General features: G+C 62.9%; 19 protein-coding genes. 7 read left to right on the top strand and 12 right to left on the bottom strand.

Features of this window, described 5'->3' with window-relative positions:
- Nucleotides 1-44: 44 nt before the first annotated feature.
- From corA to FJW08_RS15810, 4 genes are all read left to right on the top strand, one after another.
- Complete coding sequence (gene corA / locus FJW08_RS15825) at nt 45-1139, top strand: magnesium/cobalt transporter CorA (RefSeq protein WP_140757878.1); 1095 nt, start codon at nt 45-47, stop codon at nt 1137-1139.
- Nucleotides 1140-1320: 181 nt separating this feature from the next.
- Nucleotides 1321-1590, top strand: coding sequence for a 30S ribosomal protein S15 (rpsO, locus tag FJW08_RS15820; protein ID WP_006202929.1), 270 nt, complete (start codon nt 1321-1323; stop codon nt 1588-1590).
- A gap of 279 nt (nt 1591-1869) precedes the next feature.
- Nucleotides 1870-4017: a polyribonucleotide nucleotidyltransferase gene (pnp, locus tag FJW08_RS15815; RefSeq protein WP_140757877.1), complete on the top strand. Its 2148-nt coding sequence runs from the start codon at nt 1870-1872 to the stop codon at nt 4015-4017.
- Nucleotides 4018-4085: 68 nt separating this feature from the next.
- Entirely contained in the window at nt 4086-5096 is a 1011-nt protein-coding gene (locus FJW08_RS15810; protein ID WP_140811367.1) for a class I SAM-dependent methyltransferase, read from the top strand.
- A 17-nt stretch (nt 5097-5113) separates the two neighbouring features.
- On the opposite strand, the gene FJW08_RS15805 is transcribed toward FJW08_RS15810, so the two are convergent.
- The 4 genes from FJW08_RS15805 to fabA all read right to left on the bottom strand — a co-directional run bounded on the left by FJW08_RS15805 (nt 5114) and on the right by fabA (nt 9422).
- The gene (locus FJW08_RS15805; RefSeq protein WP_140811366.1) at nt 5114-6658 is read right to left on the bottom strand and encodes a bifunctional diguanylate cyclase/phosphodiesterase; all 1545 of its coding nucleotides are present in this window, start codon (nt 6656-6658) and stop codon (nt 5114-5116) included.
- Between the two features lie 130 nt (nt 6659-6788).
- Complete coding sequence (gene fabI, locus FJW08_RS15800; RefSeq protein WP_140757874.1) at nt 6789-7601, bottom strand: enoyl-ACP reductase FabI; 813 nt, start codon at nt 7599-7601, stop codon at nt 6789-6791.
- Between the two features lie 32 nt (nt 7602-7633).
- Nucleotides 7634-8854 carry a beta-ketoacyl-ACP synthase I gene (fabB, locus tag FJW08_RS15795; protein ID WP_140757873.1) on the bottom strand — a complete coding sequence of 407 codons (1221 nt, stop codon included), beginning with the start codon at nt 8852-8854 and terminating at the stop codon, nt 7634-7636.
- A gap of 49 nt (nt 8855-8903) precedes the next feature.
- The gene (gene fabA, locus FJW08_RS15790) at nt 8904-9422 is read right to left on the bottom strand and encodes a 3-hydroxyacyl-[acyl-carrier-protein] dehydratase FabA (protein WP_127276870.1); all 519 of its coding nucleotides are present in this window, start codon (nt 9420-9422) and stop codon (nt 8904-8906) included.
- Between the two features lie 242 nt (nt 9423-9664).
- On the opposite strand from fabA, the gene irrA reads away from it, so the two are divergent.
- Nucleotides 9665-10096, top strand: a complete 432-nt coding sequence (gene irrA, locus FJW08_RS15785) for an iron response transcriptional regulator IrrA (RefSeq protein WP_181182938.1) — start codon at nt 9665-9667, stop codon at nt 10094-10096.
- Between the two features lie 65 nt (nt 10097-10161).
- The gene (locus FJW08_RS15780; RefSeq protein WP_246682360.1) at nt 10162-10542 is read left to right on the top strand and encodes a DUF4260 domain-containing protein; all 381 of its coding nucleotides are present in this window, start codon (nt 10162-10164) and stop codon (nt 10540-10542) included.
- On the opposite strand, the gene FJW08_RS15775 is transcribed toward FJW08_RS15780, so the two are convergent.
- A complete protein-coding gene (locus tag FJW08_RS15775) occupies nt 10532-11092 on the bottom strand; it encodes an SH3 domain-containing protein (RefSeq protein ID WP_140757870.1) in 561 nt (186 codons plus the stop codon). The genes FJW08_RS15780 and FJW08_RS15775 overlap by 11 nt on opposite strands.
- 148 nt (nt 11093-11240) lie before the next feature.
- On the opposite strand from FJW08_RS15775, the gene FJW08_RS15770 reads away from it, so the two are divergent.
- Complete coding sequence (locus tag FJW08_RS15770) at nt 11241-12242, top strand: D-glycerate dehydrogenase (protein WP_140811364.1); 1002 nt, start codon at nt 11241-11243, stop codon at nt 12240-12242.
- 23 nt (nt 12243-12265) lie between these two features.
- Here the strand turns inward: FJW08_RS15770 and FJW08_RS15765 are convergent, their stop codons facing one another.
- The 7 genes from FJW08_RS15765 to FJW08_RS15735 all read right to left on the bottom strand — a co-directional run bounded on the left by FJW08_RS15765 (nt 12266) and on the right by FJW08_RS15735 (nt 19684).
- Entirely contained in the window at nt 12266-12751 is a 486-nt protein-coding gene (locus FJW08_RS15765; protein WP_140811362.1) for a GNAT family N-acetyltransferase, read from the bottom strand.
- A 2-nt stretch (nt 12752-12753) separates the two neighbouring features.
- Nucleotides 12754-13506: a molybdopterin-synthase adenylyltransferase MoeB gene (locus tag FJW08_RS15760; protein ID WP_140811361.1), complete on the bottom strand. Its 753-nt coding sequence runs from the start codon at nt 13504-13506 to the stop codon at nt 12754-12756.
- A 31-nt stretch (nt 13507-13537) separates the two neighbouring features.
- The gene (recF, locus tag FJW08_RS15755) at nt 13538-14677 is read right to left on the bottom strand and encodes a DNA replication/repair protein RecF (protein WP_140811360.1); all 1140 of its coding nucleotides are present in this window, start codon (nt 14675-14677) and stop codon (nt 13538-13540) included.
- Nucleotides 14678-14747: 70 nt separating this feature from the next.
- Nucleotides 14748-15866 (bottom strand): DNA polymerase III subunit beta, encoded by a 1119-nt coding sequence (gene dnaN, locus FJW08_RS15750; protein WP_010913340.1) that lies wholly within the window; start codon nt 15864-15866, stop codon nt 14748-14750.
- Nucleotides 15867-16066: 200 nt separating this feature from the next.
- On the bottom strand, nt 16067-17611 hold the full coding sequence (dnaA, locus tag FJW08_RS15745; protein WP_140757865.1) for a chromosomal replication initiator protein DnaA: 1545 nt from the start codon (nt 17609-17611) through the stop codon (nt 16067-16069).
- Between the two features lie 852 nt (nt 17612-18463).
- On the bottom strand, nt 18464-18730 hold the full coding sequence (gene rpsT / locus FJW08_RS15740) for a 30S ribosomal protein S20 (protein ID WP_027026587.1): 267 nt from the start codon (nt 18728-18730) through the stop codon (nt 18464-18466).
- Between the two features lie 180 nt (nt 18731-18910).
- The gene (locus tag FJW08_RS15735; protein ID WP_140811359.1) at nt 18911-19684 is read right to left on the bottom strand and encodes an enoyl-CoA hydratase; all 774 of its coding nucleotides are present in this window, start codon (nt 19682-19684) and stop codon (nt 18911-18913) included.
- Nucleotides 19685-19717 lie beyond the last annotated feature (33 nt).

Below are 19717 nucleotides of genomic sequence, written 5' to 3'. Positions count from 1 at the left end.
TGCCACTCATCTAGTGTCGGTGCGACATCGCGGCAGAGGGCTCCATGGCAAAGGCTGACACGGTCAAGAAACGCGCGCCGGTGAAGACGAGGCGGCCGCCTGTCGGCGCCTCGCCGGGCACGTTGATCGCCGACCCGGCGGCGCGGCGCTCCGAATTGCGGCTGACCCTGATCTCGCCGCAGAAGGTCAAGACCATCGAGAATGCCAGCATCGACGATGTCGCGGCCAATTGCCGGAAATGGCCGGTCATCTGGCTCGACTGCACAGGCCTCGCCAACATCCAGTTGATCGAGGAGATCGGCCGCATCTTCAGCCTGCATCCGCTGGCGCTGGAGGATGTCGTCAACACCGGCCAGCGGCCGAAGGTCGACTTCTTCGAGGATCATGCCTTCGTAGTCATGCGCATGATCGACGATGTCACGTCGCATCGCTACGAACAGATCGCTCTCTTCCTCGGCGAGAACTTCGTCGTCACCTTCCAGGAGCGCGAGGGCGATCCGTTCAATCCCGTGCGCAAGCGCATCGAGAGTTCGGCGCCCAACCGGTTGCGCACGCGCGGCGCCGACTATCTCGCCTACGCGCTGATCGACGCCATCGTCGACAGCTATTTTCCGCCGATCGAGGCCACCGGCGACCTTGTAGACAGCATCGAGGACGAGATGCTGCATTCGACGCACAAGCACCAGATGCGGCAGCTGCACGAATTGCGGCGCGACGCCAATGTCCTGAAAGGCGTGCTGTGGCCGATGCGCGATGCGCTGGCTACGCTGATCCGCAACGACGTGTCCTATGTCAGAGCCGAGACCAAGGTCTTCCTCAACGACACGCTCGACCATTCGCTCAGGCTGATCGAGTTGGTCGAGACCCAGCGCGACATGCTGACCGGCCTGATCGAAATGCACCTGTCGCTGAGCCAGGCCCGCACCAACGACGTCATCTCCTATCTCACCATCGTCTCGGTCATCTTCATGCCGCTCACCTTCCTGGTCGGCATCTGGGGCATGAACTTCGACCCCGCGAGTTCGCCGTGGAACATGCCGGAGTTGAAGGCGTACTACGGCTATCCCTTGTCGCTGCTGTTCATGGCTGCCATCGTTGTCGGACTGATTGCATTCTTCAAATGGAAGAAGTGGCTTTGACTGGGATTGAACCTGCCATTTGAGCGTCAAAAGCCGGCTTGTGAATTGGGCTGGTGTTTTTCGGGGAATTGCACTATATGCGCCGCAGCATTGCGCCTTGACGCTTTGCATGCACGGCCCCTGCTGGACGACATCCCGGCTGTGGGCGACCCGTTTCCTCAAACAGATAAGGAAAAACACGATGTCGATTACTGCCGAGCGCAAACAGGAATTGATGGGTGAATTCGCAACCGCCAAGGGCGATACCGGGTCTCCGGAAGTCCAGGTGGCCATCCTTTCCGAGCGCATCAAGAACCTGACCGACCATTTCAAGGACCACAAGAAGGATAACCATTCCCGCCGTGGTCTGCTCGCTCTCGTGTCCCAGCGCCGCAGCCTGCTTGATTATCTCAAGCGCAAGGACGACGCGCGCTATCAGACACTGATCGAGAAGCTCGGTCTGCGCCGTTGACGAATTGACCGGCGGACTTTCCCAGGGAAGTCCGCCGGTCACGCATTCTGCCAGTCATATCGGCTGGCCAGACCCGGTTTCGAGCGTGCAGAGGGCCACTCGAAACCGCCCATGGACGGTCATGGGGCAGGATTGCAGGACGCTCGTGCGCGCTCGTCGCGCCCAAATCACCCGAGCTTCCCGTTGTCTTGCCCGTGGCTGCCCGAGAAAGGAAGCCAGGGAAAGGGCATCCGCGCACCGTGAAACGGCGCGCCCCTTTCCGCTTATTAAGGACAAGACATGTTCAATCACCACAAAGTGGAAATCGAATGGGGCGGCCGTCCGCTCATCCTCGAAACCGGCAAGATCGCCCGCCAGGCCGACGGCGCAGTGCTCGCCACGTACGGCGAGACCAAGGTTCTGGCCACCGTCGTTTCGATGAAGGAGCCGAAGCCCGGCCTCGACTTCTTTCCGCTGACCGTCAACTACCAGGAAAAGACCTATGCCGCCGGCAAGATCCCGGGCGGCTATTTCAAGCGCGAAGGCCGTCCGAGCGAAAAGGAAACGCTGGTTTCCCGCCTCATCGACCGCCCGATCCGCCCACTCTTCGCAGCAGGCTACAAGAATGACACGCAGATCGTCGTCACCGTCGTCCAGCATGACCTCGAAAACGACCCGGACATCCTGTCGATCGTTGCCACCTCGGCCGCTCTGACGCTCTCCGGCGTTCCGTTCATGGGCCCGGTCGGCGGCGCCCGCGTCGGTTACATCAATGGCGAATATGTTCTGAACCCGCATGTCGACGAGATGCAGGAATCCAAGCTCGACCTCGTTGTCGCCGGCACCGCCGACGCCGTGCTGATGGTCGAGTCCGAAGCCAAGGAACTTGGCGAAGAGCTGATGCTCGGCGCCGTCATGTTCGGCCACAAGGGTTTCCAGCCGGTCATCGACGCCATCATAAAGCTGGCTGAAGTTGCGGCCAAGGAGCCGCGCGACTTCACCGCGCCGGATTATTCCGCGCTCGAGGCCGAGATGCTGAAGATCGTCGGCGACGAGCTCAGCGATGCCTACAAGAACGTCGACAAGCAGAAGCGTTACGCCGCGGTCGACGCTGTCAAGGCGAAGGTCAAGGCAGCGTTTGCCCCGGCCGAAGGCGAGGACGCAAAGTACACCTCCGAACAGATCGGCTCGGTATTCAAGGAACTCCAAGCCAAGGTCGTGCGCTGGAACATTCTCGACACCGGCTCGCGCATCGATGGCCGCGACCTGAAGACGGTTCGCAAGATCGTCTCCGAGGTCGGCGTCCTGCCGCGCACCCACGGCTCGGCGCTGTTCACCCGCGGCGAGACCCAAGCGCTGGTCGTTGCCACGCTCGGCACCGGCGAGGACGAGCAGTACGTCGATTCGCTGACCGGCATGTACAAGGAGAAGTTCCTCCTTCACTACAACTTCCCTCCCTACTCCGTTGGTGAGACCGGCCGCATGGGTTCGCCGGGCCGTCGCGAAATCGGCCACGGCAAGCTCGCCTGGCGCGCTATCCGTCCGATGCTGCCGACCTCCGACCAGTTCCCCTACACGCTGCGCGTCGTCTCGGAGATCACCGAGTCCAACGGCTCGTCGTCGATGGCCACGGTCTGCGGTACCTCGCTGGCGCTGATGGATGCCGGCGTGCCGCTGGCCAAGCCGGTCGCCGGCATCGCCATGGGCCTGATCAAGGAAGGTGAGCGCTTCGCCGTGCTCTCCGACATCCTTGGTGACGAGGATCACCTCGGCGACATGGACTTCAAGGTCGCCGGCACCGAAGGTGGCATCACCTCGCTGCAGATGGATATCAAGATCGACGGCATCACCGAGGAGATCATGAAGATCGCCCTTGGCCAGGCCAAGGACGGTCGCCTGCATATCCTCGGCGAAATGGGCCACGCGCTCTCCGGCGCGCGTTCGGAACTCGGTGAGTTCGCGCCGCGTATCGAGGTCATGCACATCCCGACCGACAAGATCCGCGACGTCATCGGTTCGGGCGGCAAGGTCATCCGCGAGATCGTCGAGAAGACCGGCGCCAAGATCAACATCGAGGACGACGGCACGGTCAAGATCGCTTCCTCGAACGCCAAGGAGATCGAGGCGGCGAAGAAGTGGATCCACACCATCGTCGCCGAGCCGGAAGTCGGCGAAATCTACGAAGGCACGGTCGTCAAGACCGCCGACTTCGGCGCCTTCGTCAACTTCTTCGGTCCGCGTGACGGCCTCGTCCACATCTCGCAGCTCGCCAACGACCGGGTCGCCAAGACCTCGGACGTCGTCAAGGAAGGCGACAAGGTCTGGGTCAAGCTGATGGGCTTCGACGAGCGCGGCAAGGTTCGTCTGTCGATGAAGGTCGTCGACCAGGCCACTGGCAAGGAAATCGCCCGCGACAAGAAGACCGAAGGCGAAGAAAACGCCGCCTGAGCGATCTGACTGAACAATAAGACGGGCGCGGCTTAGGTCGCGCCCGTTTTTGTTTATGGAGCACGGCTATGTCCGCTGAAGCGCTGAAGACGCTTTTTCACCCGTTCGAGGCCGAGGCTCTTTCCTTGCCGCGGAAGGGCGAGCGCGTTCTCTTCCTTGGCGCCGAACCCGGCCTGCGCCTGGCGCCGGCTTTCGAGGCGACGCTCGATCTCGTACAGGGCTTCCGGCCGCATTTCCGTGCATTGCAGGCGGCGGGCTTCACGGTCACGCCGCAATCGACCGGCGATGGTCTTGATGCCGCACTCGTGCTTGCCGGCCGCCATCGCGGCCAGAACGAACTGCGCATCGCCGAGGCCCTCGAGCGCGTGGCCGAGGGCGGATTGATCCTCATTGCCGGTGGCAAGGAGGATGGCATCGCCAGCCTGCGCAAGCGCGTCGGCGATCTCGTGCCGATCGAAGGCCACATGCCGAAATATCACGGCATTGCCTTCTGGCTGCGCCGCCCGGCCGCCATGCAAGCCGCGGCCGCGCTTCGCACCGCCAATCCCGCCTTGCTGGTCGGGGACCGGTTCCACACCGCACCCGGCATGTTCTCCTTCGACCGCATCGACGCCGGTTCGAAACTGCTGGTCGACAACCTGCCCGGCGACCTGCGTGGCAGTGCGGCCGATTTCTGCGCCGGCTGGGGCTATGTGGCGGCCGAGATGGCTGCCCGCTCGCCGGGCTTGTCGGCCCTTGATCTTTACGAGGCCGATTTCGATGCGCTGGAGGCAGCCAGGGGCAATCTCGGCAACACCGTGGCGCGGGGCTTCTTCTGGACGGATCTGCTCGCCGAGCCTGTCGAGCGCCGCTACGACGTCATCGCCATGAACCCGCCCTTCCATCGCAGCCGTGCGGCGGAGCCCGAGATCGGTGCCGGCATGATCCGCGCGGCCGCCAAGGCCCTGAAGCCCGGTGGACGCCTGTTCATGGTCGCCAACCGCCAGCTTCCTTATGAGCAGGTGCTGTCGGCCGCCTTTGCCAGTCATGCGGAGCTTGCCCGCGATGGCATGTTCAAGGTGTTTGTCGCGCGCCGGTAATACAGCGCCGCGGGTTATCAATGCAGATTGGCGACGCGCCTCATGTCGTTGGCGACATGCCCGTCACCAACGCCGATATCGAGCGGTGCTGGCCGGCCGAACAGGTAGCCTTGCACCACCTCGCAGCCGGCGGCCCGCAGCAGGGTCGCCTGGCTTTCGGTCTCGACGCCTTCGGCGATGATGCTGACGCCGAGCGCCCGCGACAGCCCGACAATGGTCGACACGACCGCGCCGGAGCTGGCATCGGTATCGATGCGGCTGACGAAGGAACGGTCGATTTTCAGCTTGCCGAACGAGAAGTCGATCAGATAGCTGAGGTTGGAATAGCCGGTGCCGAAATCATCGACGGCGACCGAGATGCCCATCTCGGCAAGCTCTTTCAGGATGGCGGCCGCGCGGTCGCGGTCCTGCATCATCGCCGTCTCGGTGACTTCCAGCTCCAGCCGTGACGGCTTGATGCCGGTGGCCCGCATCGTGTCGCGCACAATGCCGACGAAGTCCTTGGTCATGAACTGGACCGGCGAAATGTTGACGGCGACGAAGCAGTCGTCCGGCAGGTGGCGGGCATCGCTGCAGGCCTTGCGCAGAACCCATTCGCCGATCGGGTTGATCATGCCGGTCTCCTCGGCGATCTGGATGAACTCCATCGGCGGGATCATGCCGCGTTCGGGATGCTTCCAGCGGATCAACGCCTCGTAGCCGACGATGCGGCCGGTCGGGAGGTCGAGCTGCGGCTGATAGTGCAGGTCGAAATCGCCGCGTTCAAAGGCGCTATGCAGCTCGGCTTCGACCCATTGGCGATGGTCGGCCACGCGTCCCATCTCGCTGTCGAAGACCGACCAGTTGCCAACCCCCCTGGCACGCGCATTCTGCAGCGCCAGGTTGGAGCGCCGCAGGATGAGGACCGGATCGACACCGTCCTTGGGCATCGCCACGATGCCGACCGACAGGCTCACCGATTGCTGGTGACTGCTGAGCTCATACGGCTCCATCATCTCGTCGATGAGTCTCTCGACCATGCTTTCCAGGGTCCCCTGAATCAGATTGTCCGGGAGCAGCACCGCGAACTCGCCGGCCCCGATGCGGCCGATCAGGGCGCGGGCGGGCACGCAACTGCGCAGCCGCTTGGTGAAGGCGCGGATCAATTCATCGCCCTGGGTGTAGCCAATCGCGTCGTTGATCTGCTTGAACCGGTCGATGTCGATGTCGATCAGGAACACCGGTTCCCCGGTGCGGCTTGTCGCGCATGCCGCCTCGGCGATCTTGCCGACCATGGCCGGGCGTGCCAGCAGTCCGGTCAGCTTGTCGAAATGGGTTTCGTTGAAGACGAAATCCGCCGATTCATCGACGCCGGCGAAGAACGACATTGCCGCCACCGATGCCGCCAGCGCGCAAAGCGCGGCCATCACCGACACCATCATATCAGCCGATATGCCGGCAAACCCGTCGCCGAGACCGTGCTTCAGGCCCCAGATGCCGAGGACGAAACTGCCAATGCCCGAACTTGCTATCGTGAGCAGTCGGAACATAGGTGTTCGCTTCGGGTTGCTGACGGCAGGCATGACAAGGTCCCCCAGATCGGGGATCTCTATAGCGGAAACCTCCTTAAAATGAGTTTCCGCGAATGAATCCAATTTTACTGGAGAGGATTATTTTCTTTACTGGCAAAGACCCGGTTGGCGGACCCGCTTTTCAGTCGCGCCCGCCATCCGTCTGCTTCAACTCGTCGAGCGTCGGCATCGAGACGATATGGTAGCCGGAATCGACATAGTGGATTTCGCCGGTGACACCGGAAGCAAGGTCGGACAGGAGATAGAGCGAGGAGCCGCCGACCTCGTCGATCGTCACGGTCCGGCGCAATGGCGAGTTTCGCTGCTGGTAGGAGAACATGTGACGGGCGTCCGAAATGCCGGCGCCGGCCAGTGTGCGCACCGGACCGGCCGAGATGCCGTTGACGCGGATGCCGCGCGGACCGTAGTCGTTGGCGAGATAGCGCACGCTGGCCTCGAGCCCAGCCTTGGCGACGCCCATGACATTGTAGTTCGGCATGACGCGGACCGCGCCGGCATAGGTCAGCGTGATCATCGAGCCGCCATTGGTCATCAGCGGCGCGGCATTGCGGGCCACCTCGGTGAAGGAATAGCAGGAGATCACCATGGTGCGGACGAAATTGTCCCGGCTGGTGTCGGCGTAGAGGCCCTTCAACTCGTTCTTGTCTGAGAAACCGATGGCATGGACGACAAAGTCCAGGCCGCCCCAGGCCTTGCCAAGCGTCTCGAACGTGGCTGCGACCGAAGCGCTGTCCTCGACGTCGCAAGGAACGACCAGCGAAGCGCCAAGCTTGTCGGCGAGCGGCTTGACGCGGCGACCGAAAGCCTCGCCCTGGTAGGTGAAGGCGAGTTCCGCCCCATGTTCGGACAATTTCCGGGCGATGCCCCAGGCGATCGAATGATCGTTGGCGACACCCATGACAAGCCCGCGCTTGCCTTTCATCAATCCGTCCATGGCCGGCAAATCCTTGTATAAAAAACTTGGCCCTATGCGGAATAGCGCTGGAAAACGAGCGTTGCGTTGGTGCCGCCGAAACCGAAGGAATTCGACAGGACAGTGTCGATCCCTGCGTTGTCGATGCGCTTGCGCACGATCGGCATCCCCTCGAATTCCGGATCGAGCGTCTCGATATGGGCGCTTTCGCCGATGAAGCCGCCTTGCATCATCAGGATCGAATAGATGGATTCCTGCACGCCAGCCGCGCCCAGCGAATGGCCGGTCAGCGACTTGGTCGACGTGATGAACGGCATCTTCTCGCCGAACACTTCACGGATCGCGCCCATTTCCTTTGAATCCCCGACCGGCGTCGAGGTGCCGTGGGTGTTGATGTAGTCGACCGGCGTGGAGACCGTCGCCAGCGCCTGGCGCATGCAGCGGACCGCGCCTTCGCCCGAGGGCGCCACCATGTCGTAGCCGTCCGAGGTCGCGCCATAGCCGACGATCTCGGCGTAGATCTTGGCGCCGCGCGCCTTGGCATGCTCCAGCTCTTCCAGCACCAGCACGCCGGCGCCGCCGGCAATGACGAAGCCGTCGCGATTGGCGTCATAGGCGCGCGATGCGGTCGAGGCCCTGTCGTTGAACTTCGACGACATGGCGCCCATGGCATCGAACAGGTCCGACATTGTCCAATCGAGATCCTCGTGGCCGCCGGCAAAGACTATGTCCTGCTTGCCCCACTGGATCAACTCGTAGCCGTTGCCGATGCAATGCGCCGAGGTCGAGCAGGCCGACGAGATCGAATAGTTGACGCCATGGATCTTGAACCATGTGGCCAGCGTCGCCGACGCGGTCGACGACATAGCCTTCGGCACCGCGAAGGGACCGATGCGCTTGGGGCTGCCGTTCTTTAGCGTGGTTTCGGCCGCCTCGACGATGGTGCGGGTGGAGGGGCCGCCCGAACCCATGACGATGCCGGTGCGCTCGTTGGTGATGTCGCTTTCGTCAAGGCCGGCGTCCGCGATCGCCTGGTCCATGGCGACGTGATTCCAGGCCGCGCCCTGGCTCAGGAAGCGCATCGCGCGGCGGTCGATCATGGCGGTAGGGTCGAGCGTCGGCGCGCCCCAGACTTGGCAGCGGAAGCCATGCTCGGCAAAGGAATCGGAAAAGCTGATGCCGGATCTGGCGTCATGCAGCGAGGTCTGCACCTCGTTGGCATTGTTGCCGATCGACGACACGATGCCGAGGCCTGTGACTACGACACGTCTCATTCGCAACTCCTTCCAGGGATACTGGCCAATGGGCGGGCCAGGGCTGCGGTCAAGCGACCGCCGACTGCTTCGACAGGCCGACCTTCAGGTCTGTCGCCGCATATATGGGCTCGCCATCCGCCTTCATCCAGCCATCGGCGATGCCGAGCACCAGCCGGCCGCGCATCACACGCTTGAAATCCACGCCGTACTCGACCTTCTTGACCGACGGCGTGACCATGCCCTTGAACTTGACCTCTCCGGTCGACAGCGCCATTCCCTTGCCGGGTTCGCCTAGCCAGCCGAGATAAAAGCCCGTCAATTGCCACAGGGCGTCCAGGCCGAGGCACCCTGGCATGATCGGATTGCCGATGAAATGGCAGGCAAAGAACCACAGGTCGGGCTTGATATCGAATTCCGCGCGAATGAAACCCTTGTCGAAGGCACCGCCGGTCTCGCTGACCTCGGTGATACGGTCGAACATCAGCATCGGCGGGTAGGGCAACTGGGCATTGCCCTCTCCGAACAGCTCGCCGCGGGCGCAGGCCAGCAATTCTTCGTAGTCGTAGCTGGATTTCGAACCCGCCATCAATTTCTTCCCCATATCGTCCGGGCGGTAGCGCGCCCTTGTCGTTGGTGTCCTAACACAATCTGTTTCAGGCCGGAAACCGGCGTTTGCGCTTAACCCGCCAGTCTGCCCGGGTCAATGCGCGCTATTGATCGCATTCGGGCGACAGAATATATGTCAACAGGGGTCCGGTTTCGGCAGACATTCATTTTTTTGCCATTCTGGGCATGTCTTGAAGCGGGACTGTGAGCTTGGAAGACCAGATGGACCGGGGCTGCCGGAAGGAAAATGTCGCTGTGGACAAGCGGGTACGTGAAGCCGGCCTGAGGCCGACGCGTCAGCGTATTGCGCTGGCCGACCTGCTTTTCGCCAAGGGCGACCGCCATTTGTCGGCTGAGGAACTGCACGAGGAGGCGCAGGTCGCCGGCGTGCCGGTGTCGCTGGCCACCGTCTACAACGCGCTTCACCAGTTTACCCAGGCGGGGCTGCTGCGTATCCTCGCCGTCGAAGGTTCCAAGACCTATTTCGACACCAATACCTCCGACCACCATCATTTCTATATCGAAGGCGAAAACAGGATTTTCGACATCGCCGACGGTCCGGTAACGGTCTCCAATCTGCCGGACCCGCCCGAGGGTATGGAAATAGCCAATGTCGATATCGTGGTGAGGCTCCGTCCCAAGCGTCCGGAATGACCGGCGAGGCCGGAATAATTGGCCGGGGCCAGGGTAACCGGTCTGGCCCGAATAATCGGGCTGGGATAAAACCCCTCGATTGGATAGTCCGGCTCGAATGGGCCGTCGTGGCGGTTGCCGCAATCGTCTTCTATGGCGCGACAGGCGTCTCCTGGTGGTTCTTCGCATTGCTCATCCTGGCGCCGGACCTGTCGATGCTGGGTTATCTCGGTGGCCCGCGCCTCGGCGCCATTGCCTACAACGCCTTGCACACCCTGCTCGTACCGGTGCTTCTGCTGCTTGCCGGGCATCTCGCCGGCAGTGCGGTCGGCAGCGCCATCGCACTGATCTGGATCGCCCATATCGTGATCGACCGTGCACTCGGCTACGGCTTGAAGCTGTCGACGGGGTTTCAGGACACCCATCTTGGCCCCATCGGGCGCAAACGCGAGACGTTCAGTCCTTGACCCGCTCGCCCGGATAAGCACCCCAGACGACCGACTGGGCAAGCCAGCCGGTGTGGCCGTCGAGTGTCATTTCGCACCACTGGCCGTCGCAGGACTTGATCGTGCCCATCACGCCGGGTTCGACGATCGCCACCACCCTTGCATCCTTGTCGGGACCTTTCAGGAGATTGACCTGGCCGCCCTTGCCGCGCTGCCAGGGCGCGATGATCGCCGTGCGCCGGCCCGACAGCAGCGACTGGTTGATCCATCCTTCCGAGCCGTCGGCGTCGCGCACGCGCCGCCACGTGTCGAATTCCTGGATGATCTCCATCGGCAGGCCAGCCTTCATATACATCCAGTCGACGGAATAGTTGGCGCCGGGGCCGACGCGCGAGTTGACGCGGCCGGATTTCAGGCTGACGAATCGCGGCAGTGGCAGGCCGCTCGGTCCGAGCGTGATGGCGCTCTGGGCAGGGGCGGCCGCGCTCTGCGCGCCGGCAAGCGGAGAATAGAGGAAAGCGCCGAGAAATGCTGCGCTGAAGGCCAGGCGAAGCGACGCGAAACCAGACACTTTCGTTCCTTTCGGCGCCGGCCCGACGGCTGCGGCACCCCTTTTTCTTTGTCTTCGGCGGCACCGCTTGTTACATGGGTAAATCGGCTGCCGCGACCAGCTTTCAGTTTCGCCGGTCTTGGTTAAAGAGGTCTCAACGAGGGAAACAATGCCAGGCAAAAAGAAGCCTCTCGTGGTCATCACGCGAAAGCTGCCCGACCCGGTCGAGACCCGCATGCGCGAACTGTTCGACGCAAGGCTGAATGTCGAGGACAGGCCGATGACGCAGCCGGAACTGGTCGCAGCGGTCAAGGAAGCCGACGTGCTGGTACCGACCGTGACCGACCAGATCGATGCCGCGCTGATCGCCCAGGCCGGCGACAACCTCAAGCTGATCGCCAATTTCGGCAACGGCGTCGACAAGATCGACGTGACGGCGGCGGCCAAGAGAGGCATCACGGTCACCAACACGCCCAATGTGCTCACCGAAGATACCGCCGACATGACCATGGCGCTGATGCTTGCGGTGCCGCGCCGGTTGGCCGAAGGCGCCAGCGTGCTTACCGGCGACAAGAAATGGGCCGGCTGGTCGCCGACCTGGATGCTTGGCCGGCGCATCTGGGGCAAGCGGCTCGGCATTGTCGGCATGGGCCGCATCGGCACGGCCGTTGCCCGGCGGGCCAAGGCTTTTGGCCTGTCCATCCACTACCATAACCGCCACCGCGTGCTGCCGGCGGTCGAGGACGGTCTGGAGGCGACCTATTGGGAGAGTCTCGACCAGATGCTGGCCCGCATGGACATCATCTCGGTCAATTGTCCGTCGACGCCTGCGACCTTCCATCTTCTGTCGGCACGGCGGCTGGCGCTGCTGCAGCCCACCGCCTATATCGTCAACACCGCCCGCGGCGACATCATCGATGAAGAAGCGCTGGTCAAGCTGATCCAGGACGGCAAGATCGCCGGTGCCGGCCTCGACGTCTACGAACACGAGCCGGCCCTGAACGGCAAGCTCTTGAAGCTCGCCGCCAGGAACAAGGTCGTGCTTCTGCCGCATATGGGCTCGGCCACGCTCGAGGGCCGTATCGACATGGGCGAGAGGGTCATCATCAACATCCGCGCCTTCGTCGACGGCCATCGCCCGCCGGACCGCGTGCTGCCGCTCAGAACCTGAAACCTTCCAGGCTCAGCCGCCGTTTACGAGATCGTTTTGCGCATGGTGATGGACGTCGGCCTGTCATAGCCCTCATGCGCCGTCCGTTCGGTCTCATGAAAGCCGAGCCGTGCAAAGGCGGCATGGTTGGCGGTGAGCTCGATCCTAGTCTCGAGCTCGATGGCCGCCTTGCCGCGGCTGCGGGCCAGATCCTCGGCCGCTTGCATCAGCCGCCGGCCAATGCCTTGCCCCTGGAGGTCCGGGGCGACGGCGAGCTTGCCGACATAAAAACCGTCAGTCCTTTCGAGAGCAAAAACGCAGCCGACGATCCTGTCGCCGTCGAGTGCCAGAAAGCCTGTCTCCCGCAGGGCCTTGGCGCGCAGCGCATCGACTGTGAGCAGGTGAGCCGACGACGGCGGGTCGATGATGCCGTCCATGAAGGCGAAGGCACGCGTGATGACGGTAAGCACATCGCCCCAGCGGCCGAAATCGGCGGGGATCCGCGTGATCGAAACACGGCATTGTTCCAAGGTCAGCGTCTCTTGTAGCGGATCGTCTCGAAGCGCGCGGCCAGCGCATCATAGAGCAGCAGCCGGCCGATCAGCGGCTCGCCTATGCCGGTCACCAGCTTGATCGCCTCCATCGCCTGCAGCGTGCCGATGACCCCGGTCAACGCGCCCAGCACCCCGGCCTCGGCACAGGACGGCACCAGACCCGGCGGCGGGGCTTCGGGAAACAGATCTCGATAGCTCGGATTCGGCTTGCCGTCGTTGCCGTCCTCGAAAGGCTTCAGCACGGTCACCGAGCCGTCGAAACGTCCGACCGCTGCATGCACCAGCGGTCTCCCTTCGGCCGCGCAAGCATCGGCCACCACATAACGCGTCTCGAAATTGTCGGACCCATCGACGACGATATCGTACTTGGCGACCAGGGCGGGGGCGTTCTCCGCCGTCAGCCGGAATGTGTGCGTTTCGACTGATATGTTGGGATTGATACGGGCGATCGCCGCTCCGGCGCTCTGGGTTTTCGGCATGCCGATCGTATCGGTGCCATGGATGACCTGGCGTTGCAGGTTGGAGAGCGAAACTGTGTCGTCGTCGACAATGCCGAGCGTGCCGACACCGGCCGCAGCGAGATATTCAAGCACCGGCGCACCGAGCCCGCCGGCGCCGATCACCAGGACCCGCGCCTGCTTGAGCTTCTGCTGGCCCGCGCCGCCGACCTCCGGCAGCACGATGTGGCGGGCATAGCGTTCGATCTCGTCGGCGGTGAGCGCGTTGGTCATATCAGGACCATATAGCGGTCGAAAAACCTTGTCAGGGGTCTTCGGTTGGCCCAACCGTGCCATGGTCGACCGTGAGGAACTGCGCGCGGCCATGCAGGCTGGAAAACAGCGCCGCATCGGTTCCCGTCATGAAAGCCTGGCAGTTCAGGTCCTCCAGGATCGAGAACAGCGCCGCGCGCCGACCGCCATCGAGGTGCGCCGCGATCTCGTCGAGCAGCAGGATCGGCGTCAGGCCGGACATTTCGCCGGTCAGCCGGGCATGCGACAGCACGATGCCGACCAGCAGTGCCTTTTGTTCGCCGGTCGAGCAGAGTTCGGCCGGCATCGCCTTGGGCCGGTGCCGGACCATGAGGTCTGAGCGGTGCGGGCCTTCGAGGGTACGTCCGGCGGCGCGGTCACGGTCTCGGCCATCGGCAAGCGCCCGGCGAAACCGCTCCTCGACATCGACCGCCGGTGCACCGGCGATCTCGGCCTCCAGGTCACCCGAAAGGCCGATATCGGCCTGCGGAAACGGCCCCGTGTCGGGCAGCCTGTCGATCATGGCGGCCAGCAGCCGCACCATCTCGGCGCGCGCCGCGGCGATCGCCACGCCGGTCTCCGCCATCTGCATCTCTATCGCCTCGAACCAGCCGACATCGCGTGAGCCTTCCGTCAGCAGACGGTTACGGCCGCGCATCGCCTTCTCGTAGTCGAGCGCACGCTGGCCGTGTCCGGGATCGATCGCCAGCACCAGTCGGTCGAGAAAGCGCCGGCGATCCGCGGCCGGTCCGGTGAACAACGAATCCATCGTCGGCGTCAGCCATACGACCCGCAGCCATTCCAGCATGTCCTCGGCCCGGGCGGCGGCTCCGTTTATACGCACCCGCCTGCCGCTCTCCGCCGTGTCGCTCCCGGAGATGCCCGTGCCGATCTCGACCTCGCCGTCAGGTCCGTCGAGCCGGGCATGCAGGGCAAAACCGCCATCGCCACCCTCGCGTGCCACATCCCCGTAAGGTGCGCGGCGCAATCCGCGCCCCGGCGTCAAAAAGGAGATCGCTTCGAGGAGATTGGTCTTGCCGGCACCATTGTCGCCGGAAAAGACCACGGCGCCCGGAGCAACATCTATCGCCAGGGTCGCATAATTGCGAAAATTGGTAAGCGTAAGCTTACTTATGTGGGTTTGTGCCGGCAACCGCTATCCGCCTGTGGAAGTCACCGCAACCAATGCCCGCCGGCCGTATCGTTAGGCGACGCCGCGCCGGCTATACCCGCATCGGCATCAGCACGTAAAGCGCGGTCTCGTCGGCCATGTCGTGGATCAGCGTTGGCGAACCCGCATCGGCGAGCATGAATTTGGCTTCCGTGCCGGTCAGCTGCGCGGCGACATCGAGCAGATATTTCGCGTTGAATCCGATCTCGATCGGGTCGGACGAATAGTCGGCCGCCAGTTCTTCCGTCGCGCTGCCCGAATCCGGATTGTTGACGGCAAGCGTCACCTGGCCTTCGCTGATCGAGAGCTTCACAGCGCGGCCGCGTTCGGAAGAGATGGTCGAGACGCGGTCGACCGCGGCCGCGAAGCTCTGGCGGTCGAGGATCAGCTTCTTGTCGTTGCCGGTCGGAATGACCCGCTGATAGTCCGGGAAGGTGCCGTCGATCAGCTTCGAGGTCAGGACGACGCTGCCGATGGTGAAGCGGATCTTGGTGTCGGACAGTTCGGTCGTCACTGCGACATCCGGATCGTCGACCAGCTTCTGCAGTTCGCTCACCGTCTTGCGCGGAATGATGATGCCAGGCATGCCCTCGGAGCCAGCCGGCGCGTCGATCTCGGCTCGCGCCAGGCGATGGCCGTCGGTCGCCACCGAGCGCAGCTTCAGCTTGCCGCCGACTTCATGCGTGTGCAGGTAGATGCCGTTGAGATAGTAGCGCGTCTCCTCGGTGGAGATGGCGAACTGCGTCTTCTCGATCAGGCCCTTCAGCGCCACCGAGTCGAGACGGAAGATATGCGAGAAGGATCCGGCCGAAAGCTCGGGAAAGTCGGATTGCGGCAGGCACTGCAGGCGGAAGCTCGAGCGGCCCGACGTCACCGTCATGGCGTTGCCGTCCTCATCCGTCTTCAGCATCACCTCGGCGCCGTCGGAAAGCTTGCGCACGATGTCGTAGAGCAGGTGCGCGGGCACCGTCGTCGCGCCGCCGCGCTCGACCTTGGCGGGCGTCGCTTCCGTCACCTCCAGGTCGAGGTCGGTGGCCTTCATTTCGAGGCTGGCGCCTTCGGCGCTGAGCAGCACGTTGGACAGGATCGGTATGGTGTTGCGCCGTTCGACCACGCGGTGCACGTGGTTGAGCGACTTCAGGAGATTTGACCGTTCCAGGATAACACGCATGACGAAACAGGCTCGCTTGAATGAATGAACGGGTCTCCGGCTGACGGCGTCCCGCAAAAGGTCTGAACAGGCTTCAGAATCTACGCAAACTGACAGGAAAAAACCAGTGAACGCAAGCCCGCGCCACCGGTTCGGGCCGGTTACGCGGGCTTTCTGGGGATAAAGCTGGCCAACCCTGCAAGCGGGCCGTTTCTGGCCGGTCAGGCCTGGTCGTTGATCAGCCTTCTCAGCAATTCCAGTTCCTGTGCCAGTGTGTTGTCGGCGCCGGAAAGGTCTTCGATCTTGCGCACGGCGTGCAGCACCGTCGTGTGGTCGCGGCCGCCGAAGCGCCGCCCGATCTCCGGCAGCGAGCGCGGCGTCATCACCTTTGACAGGTACATGGCGACCTGCCGCGGCTTGACGATGGTGCGCGTGCGCCGGTTGGACAAGAGTTCCGTCTTCGAGACGTTGTAGTGGCGCGCCACGATGCGCTGGATGTCCTCGATGCGGACCCGCTTCGGTTCGCCCGTGCGATAGATGTGGCCGAGGATCTCGTCGATGCGGTCGATGGTGATCTGCGGCTCGAACGACTGGCGAAACAAGAGTTGGTTGAAGGCGCCTTCCAGTTCACGTCCGCTGCCCGTCACGGTGCGGGCAACGTGGTTGAGGATCTCTTCGGAAATGTCGAGCGACGCATCGTCGACCCTGGCTGTGGCCAAGCGCAGTTTGAGCATGCCGAGCCGCATGGCGAAATCGGGTGCCGACATTTCGAGCGCGACGCCGCCATTGAGGCGCGAACGGACCCGCGGTTCGAGCGATTCCAGCTCCGACGGTGGCCGGTCGGCCGCGACGACGACCTGCTTGGCGCTGTCGAGCAGCATGTTGATCAGATGGCAGAATTCGTGCTGGATCGACTTGCCCTGCAGGAACTGCATGTCATCGATGATCAGGAGGTCGATGTCGCGCAGCTGCTCCTTGAGCGTCAATGCATTGTTGTCGCGGATCGCGGTGGCGAAGCGCCACATGAAATACTCGGCGGTGAGATAGACGACGCGCGACTTCGGATTCTGCTTCAGCGATTCGGCGGCGATGGCCTGCAAGAGATGCGTCTTGCCGAGCCCGACGGTGGCATGCAGGAAAAGCGGATTGAAGCGCACCGCGCTCGATTGAGATTCCGCCACGGCCTTGGCGGCGGCGAAAGCCACGCGGTTCGAGGGCCCTTCGATGAAGGAGCCGAACGTGTAACGCGGATCAAGCGGTGACCCCAGCACATTGTGGCGGAACTCGCTCTCGACCGGCGCACCCGGACGCGGCACGGGAGACCGCTCGACCCTGCCTGGGCTGACGGTGCCGGCGGCCAGCGCCGTCTGCGTCTGCCGCGTCATCTTGCGCGCCGGCGCCAATTCCGGTTCGGGCTGGCTGCGCCCCTGACGGGTCGCGGTGCGCACGACGATTTCGATCTTGAGAAGCTCGGGATCCTCGTGCTTCCACAGCTCGGAAATGAGATCGTGATAGTGGCCGTTGATCCACGAGCGCAGGAACGCGGTGGGCACGGAGATGCGGACAATGCCCTTGGAAGCTTCCGCGACCTTCATGCGGCCGAACCAGCTTGAATAGACTTCGGTTCCCAGGCGCGCCTTCAACTGGGCCTTGACCCGGTCGAACTTCTGTTCCGCGTCGCTGGAGACCGCCATCTCGTTTGCTCCGACCAAAGTTCCAGGAAATGGGAGGTCGCCCGTAAGCTCCCTTTCGATGCCGCTCTGCATGATCGAGTTCCTTGCCTTTCTGTACCTGTTTTTCGCCGGCGATGCGCCTCCTGCATCTTCTTCCAGCGACCGTGTCTTCGCTACGATGCCCGTTGCCGCCGCCGGCAATGAACGTCGCCCACCATCCAAGGGAACCGGTGCCGGCCCATGGAAGCCAGTCCGCGTTGGGTATGTCAGGGCAATACGACACCGTCCGGCGAAAGAGCGCCGGCGCGCCGTCTACCTGCCATGTCTAGTTACGCCAGTCCCCTACCGTATCGAAAAAGAGCAAACCATACCCGTCCGCGGACTTGATCCGCGTCGCAAATCCCGCCAATTTAAGCTTGCCGCGTCAGGCTGGGTTAGGGCCAGAGGCCCGTCCCTTTCGATAGATCGACATTACCGAAATCGCTGTGGATAGGGCAAGGCCACGTCTAACGGATTTTTAAGGAATCTGGTTACCTCGGGCGCGTCGGAGCGCCATGCCGCAGTGGCGTATTTTGACAAAGCCATTGTGATTCAAACCCTTTTCCGACGAATATGAAAAAGCCGGGCCGGCGTGAAATTTTCTGAAATAATTCTCTTGACAGCCGGTTGTCCTCCCGTCCCTTCGGCGCGTTGTGGACAAGTTGTGGATGACTGTCGCTAACCATTTGAAAAGCTGCAGCTATTTCTGCAGGGCATGGTTTTTTAAGTCGACGCTTTTCATGCGTATCGATCATCAGTGGGCATGAATGTGCCGGCAAACCATTTCAAACTGTTGAATCTGCATTTGCAGCTGTTTTCGGCTATTCTTTTTAAGTACTTGCCGGCAAACGAAAAAACCCGGCACGATCGGCCGGGTTCGAAGAAGATCGTCCTGAGAAGGCGATGTCAGGCCGACAGCACCTTGAGGCGCTGGGCGAGACGCGACACCTTGCGTGAGGCCGTGTTCTTGTGGATCACGCCCTTGGTCGCGGCGCGCATCAATTCCGGCTCGGCTGCCTTGAAGGCGGCCTGTGCGGCAGCCTTGTCGCCCGAGGCGAGTGCCTCCTCGACCTGGCGGACGTAGGTGCGGACGCGCGAGCGGCGGTTCTTGTTGATCGCTGCGCGGCGAGCGATCTTGCGCGTTGCCTTTTTGGCCGAGGATGTGTTGGCCATGATGCCTCTCTTCTGATCTGGTCGGCGCACGCGGCGTGCCGCAGGGCGCAAAAAACAAACGGGCAGCCACGGGGCCGCCTCGGTTGGTGCGGCTTATAGTTCAGCTTTTCCGGCGCGTCAACGCCGCCTGGCGTTCTTTTTGGCCGATGCCACGGGTTTCGGTCGCTGGCCCGCAATGCCCTACCGGTTGGTGAAATTCGGCTTCCGTTTTTCGGCGAACGCCGCCATGCCTTCCTTCTGGTCTTCGAGCGCGAAAAGCGAATGGAAAAGGCGGCGTTCGAATCGCAATCCCTCGGCAAGCGTCGTCTCATAGGCCCGGTTGACGGCTTCCTTGGCCATCATCACCGAAGGCAGCGAGAAATCGGCGATTTTGGCCGCCGCCTTGACCGCCTCCTCGACCAGTTCGCCGGCCGGGACGACCCGCGACACGAGGCCCGAACGTTCGGCCTCGGCGGCATCCATCATCCGTCCGGTCAGGCACATGTCCATCGCCTTCGATTTGCCGACGAACCGGGTCAGGCGTTGCGACCCACCCATGCCGGGAATGACACCGAGCGTGATCTCGGGCTGGCCGAATTTCGCCGTGTCGGCGGCAATGATGAAATCGCACATCATGGCGAGTTCGCAGCCGCCACCGAGCGCATAACCGGCCACCGCCGCGATGATCGGCTTTCGCGCCCGCGTGAACTCTTCCCAGCCGACGAAGAAGTCCAGGCTGTAGGCATCCGCGTAGGAGATTGCCTGCATTTCCTTGATGTCGGCACCGGCGGCAAAGGCCTTGTCGGAACCGGTAACGACCATGGCGCCGATGCCAGGATCGGCGCAGAAAACGTTCACGGCTGCGACGAGTTCGGCAAGAATCTGGGAATTCAACGCGTTGAGCGCCTTTGGCCGGTTCAGCGTGATCAACCCGACCTTGCCGCGCCTCTCGATGATGATCGTCTCATAGGCCATTGGCTGTTCCTCCTTGCTCGACATCGGTCTAGC

It is taken from the genome of Mesorhizobium sp. B3-2-1, assembly GCF_006439515.1.
GTDB lineage: Bacteria > Pseudomonadota > Alphaproteobacteria > Rhizobiales > Rhizobiaceae > Mesorhizobium.
The sequence above is the reverse complement of the archived record's forward strand: the minus strand, read 5'-3'. Positions and strand labels throughout refer to the sequence as shown.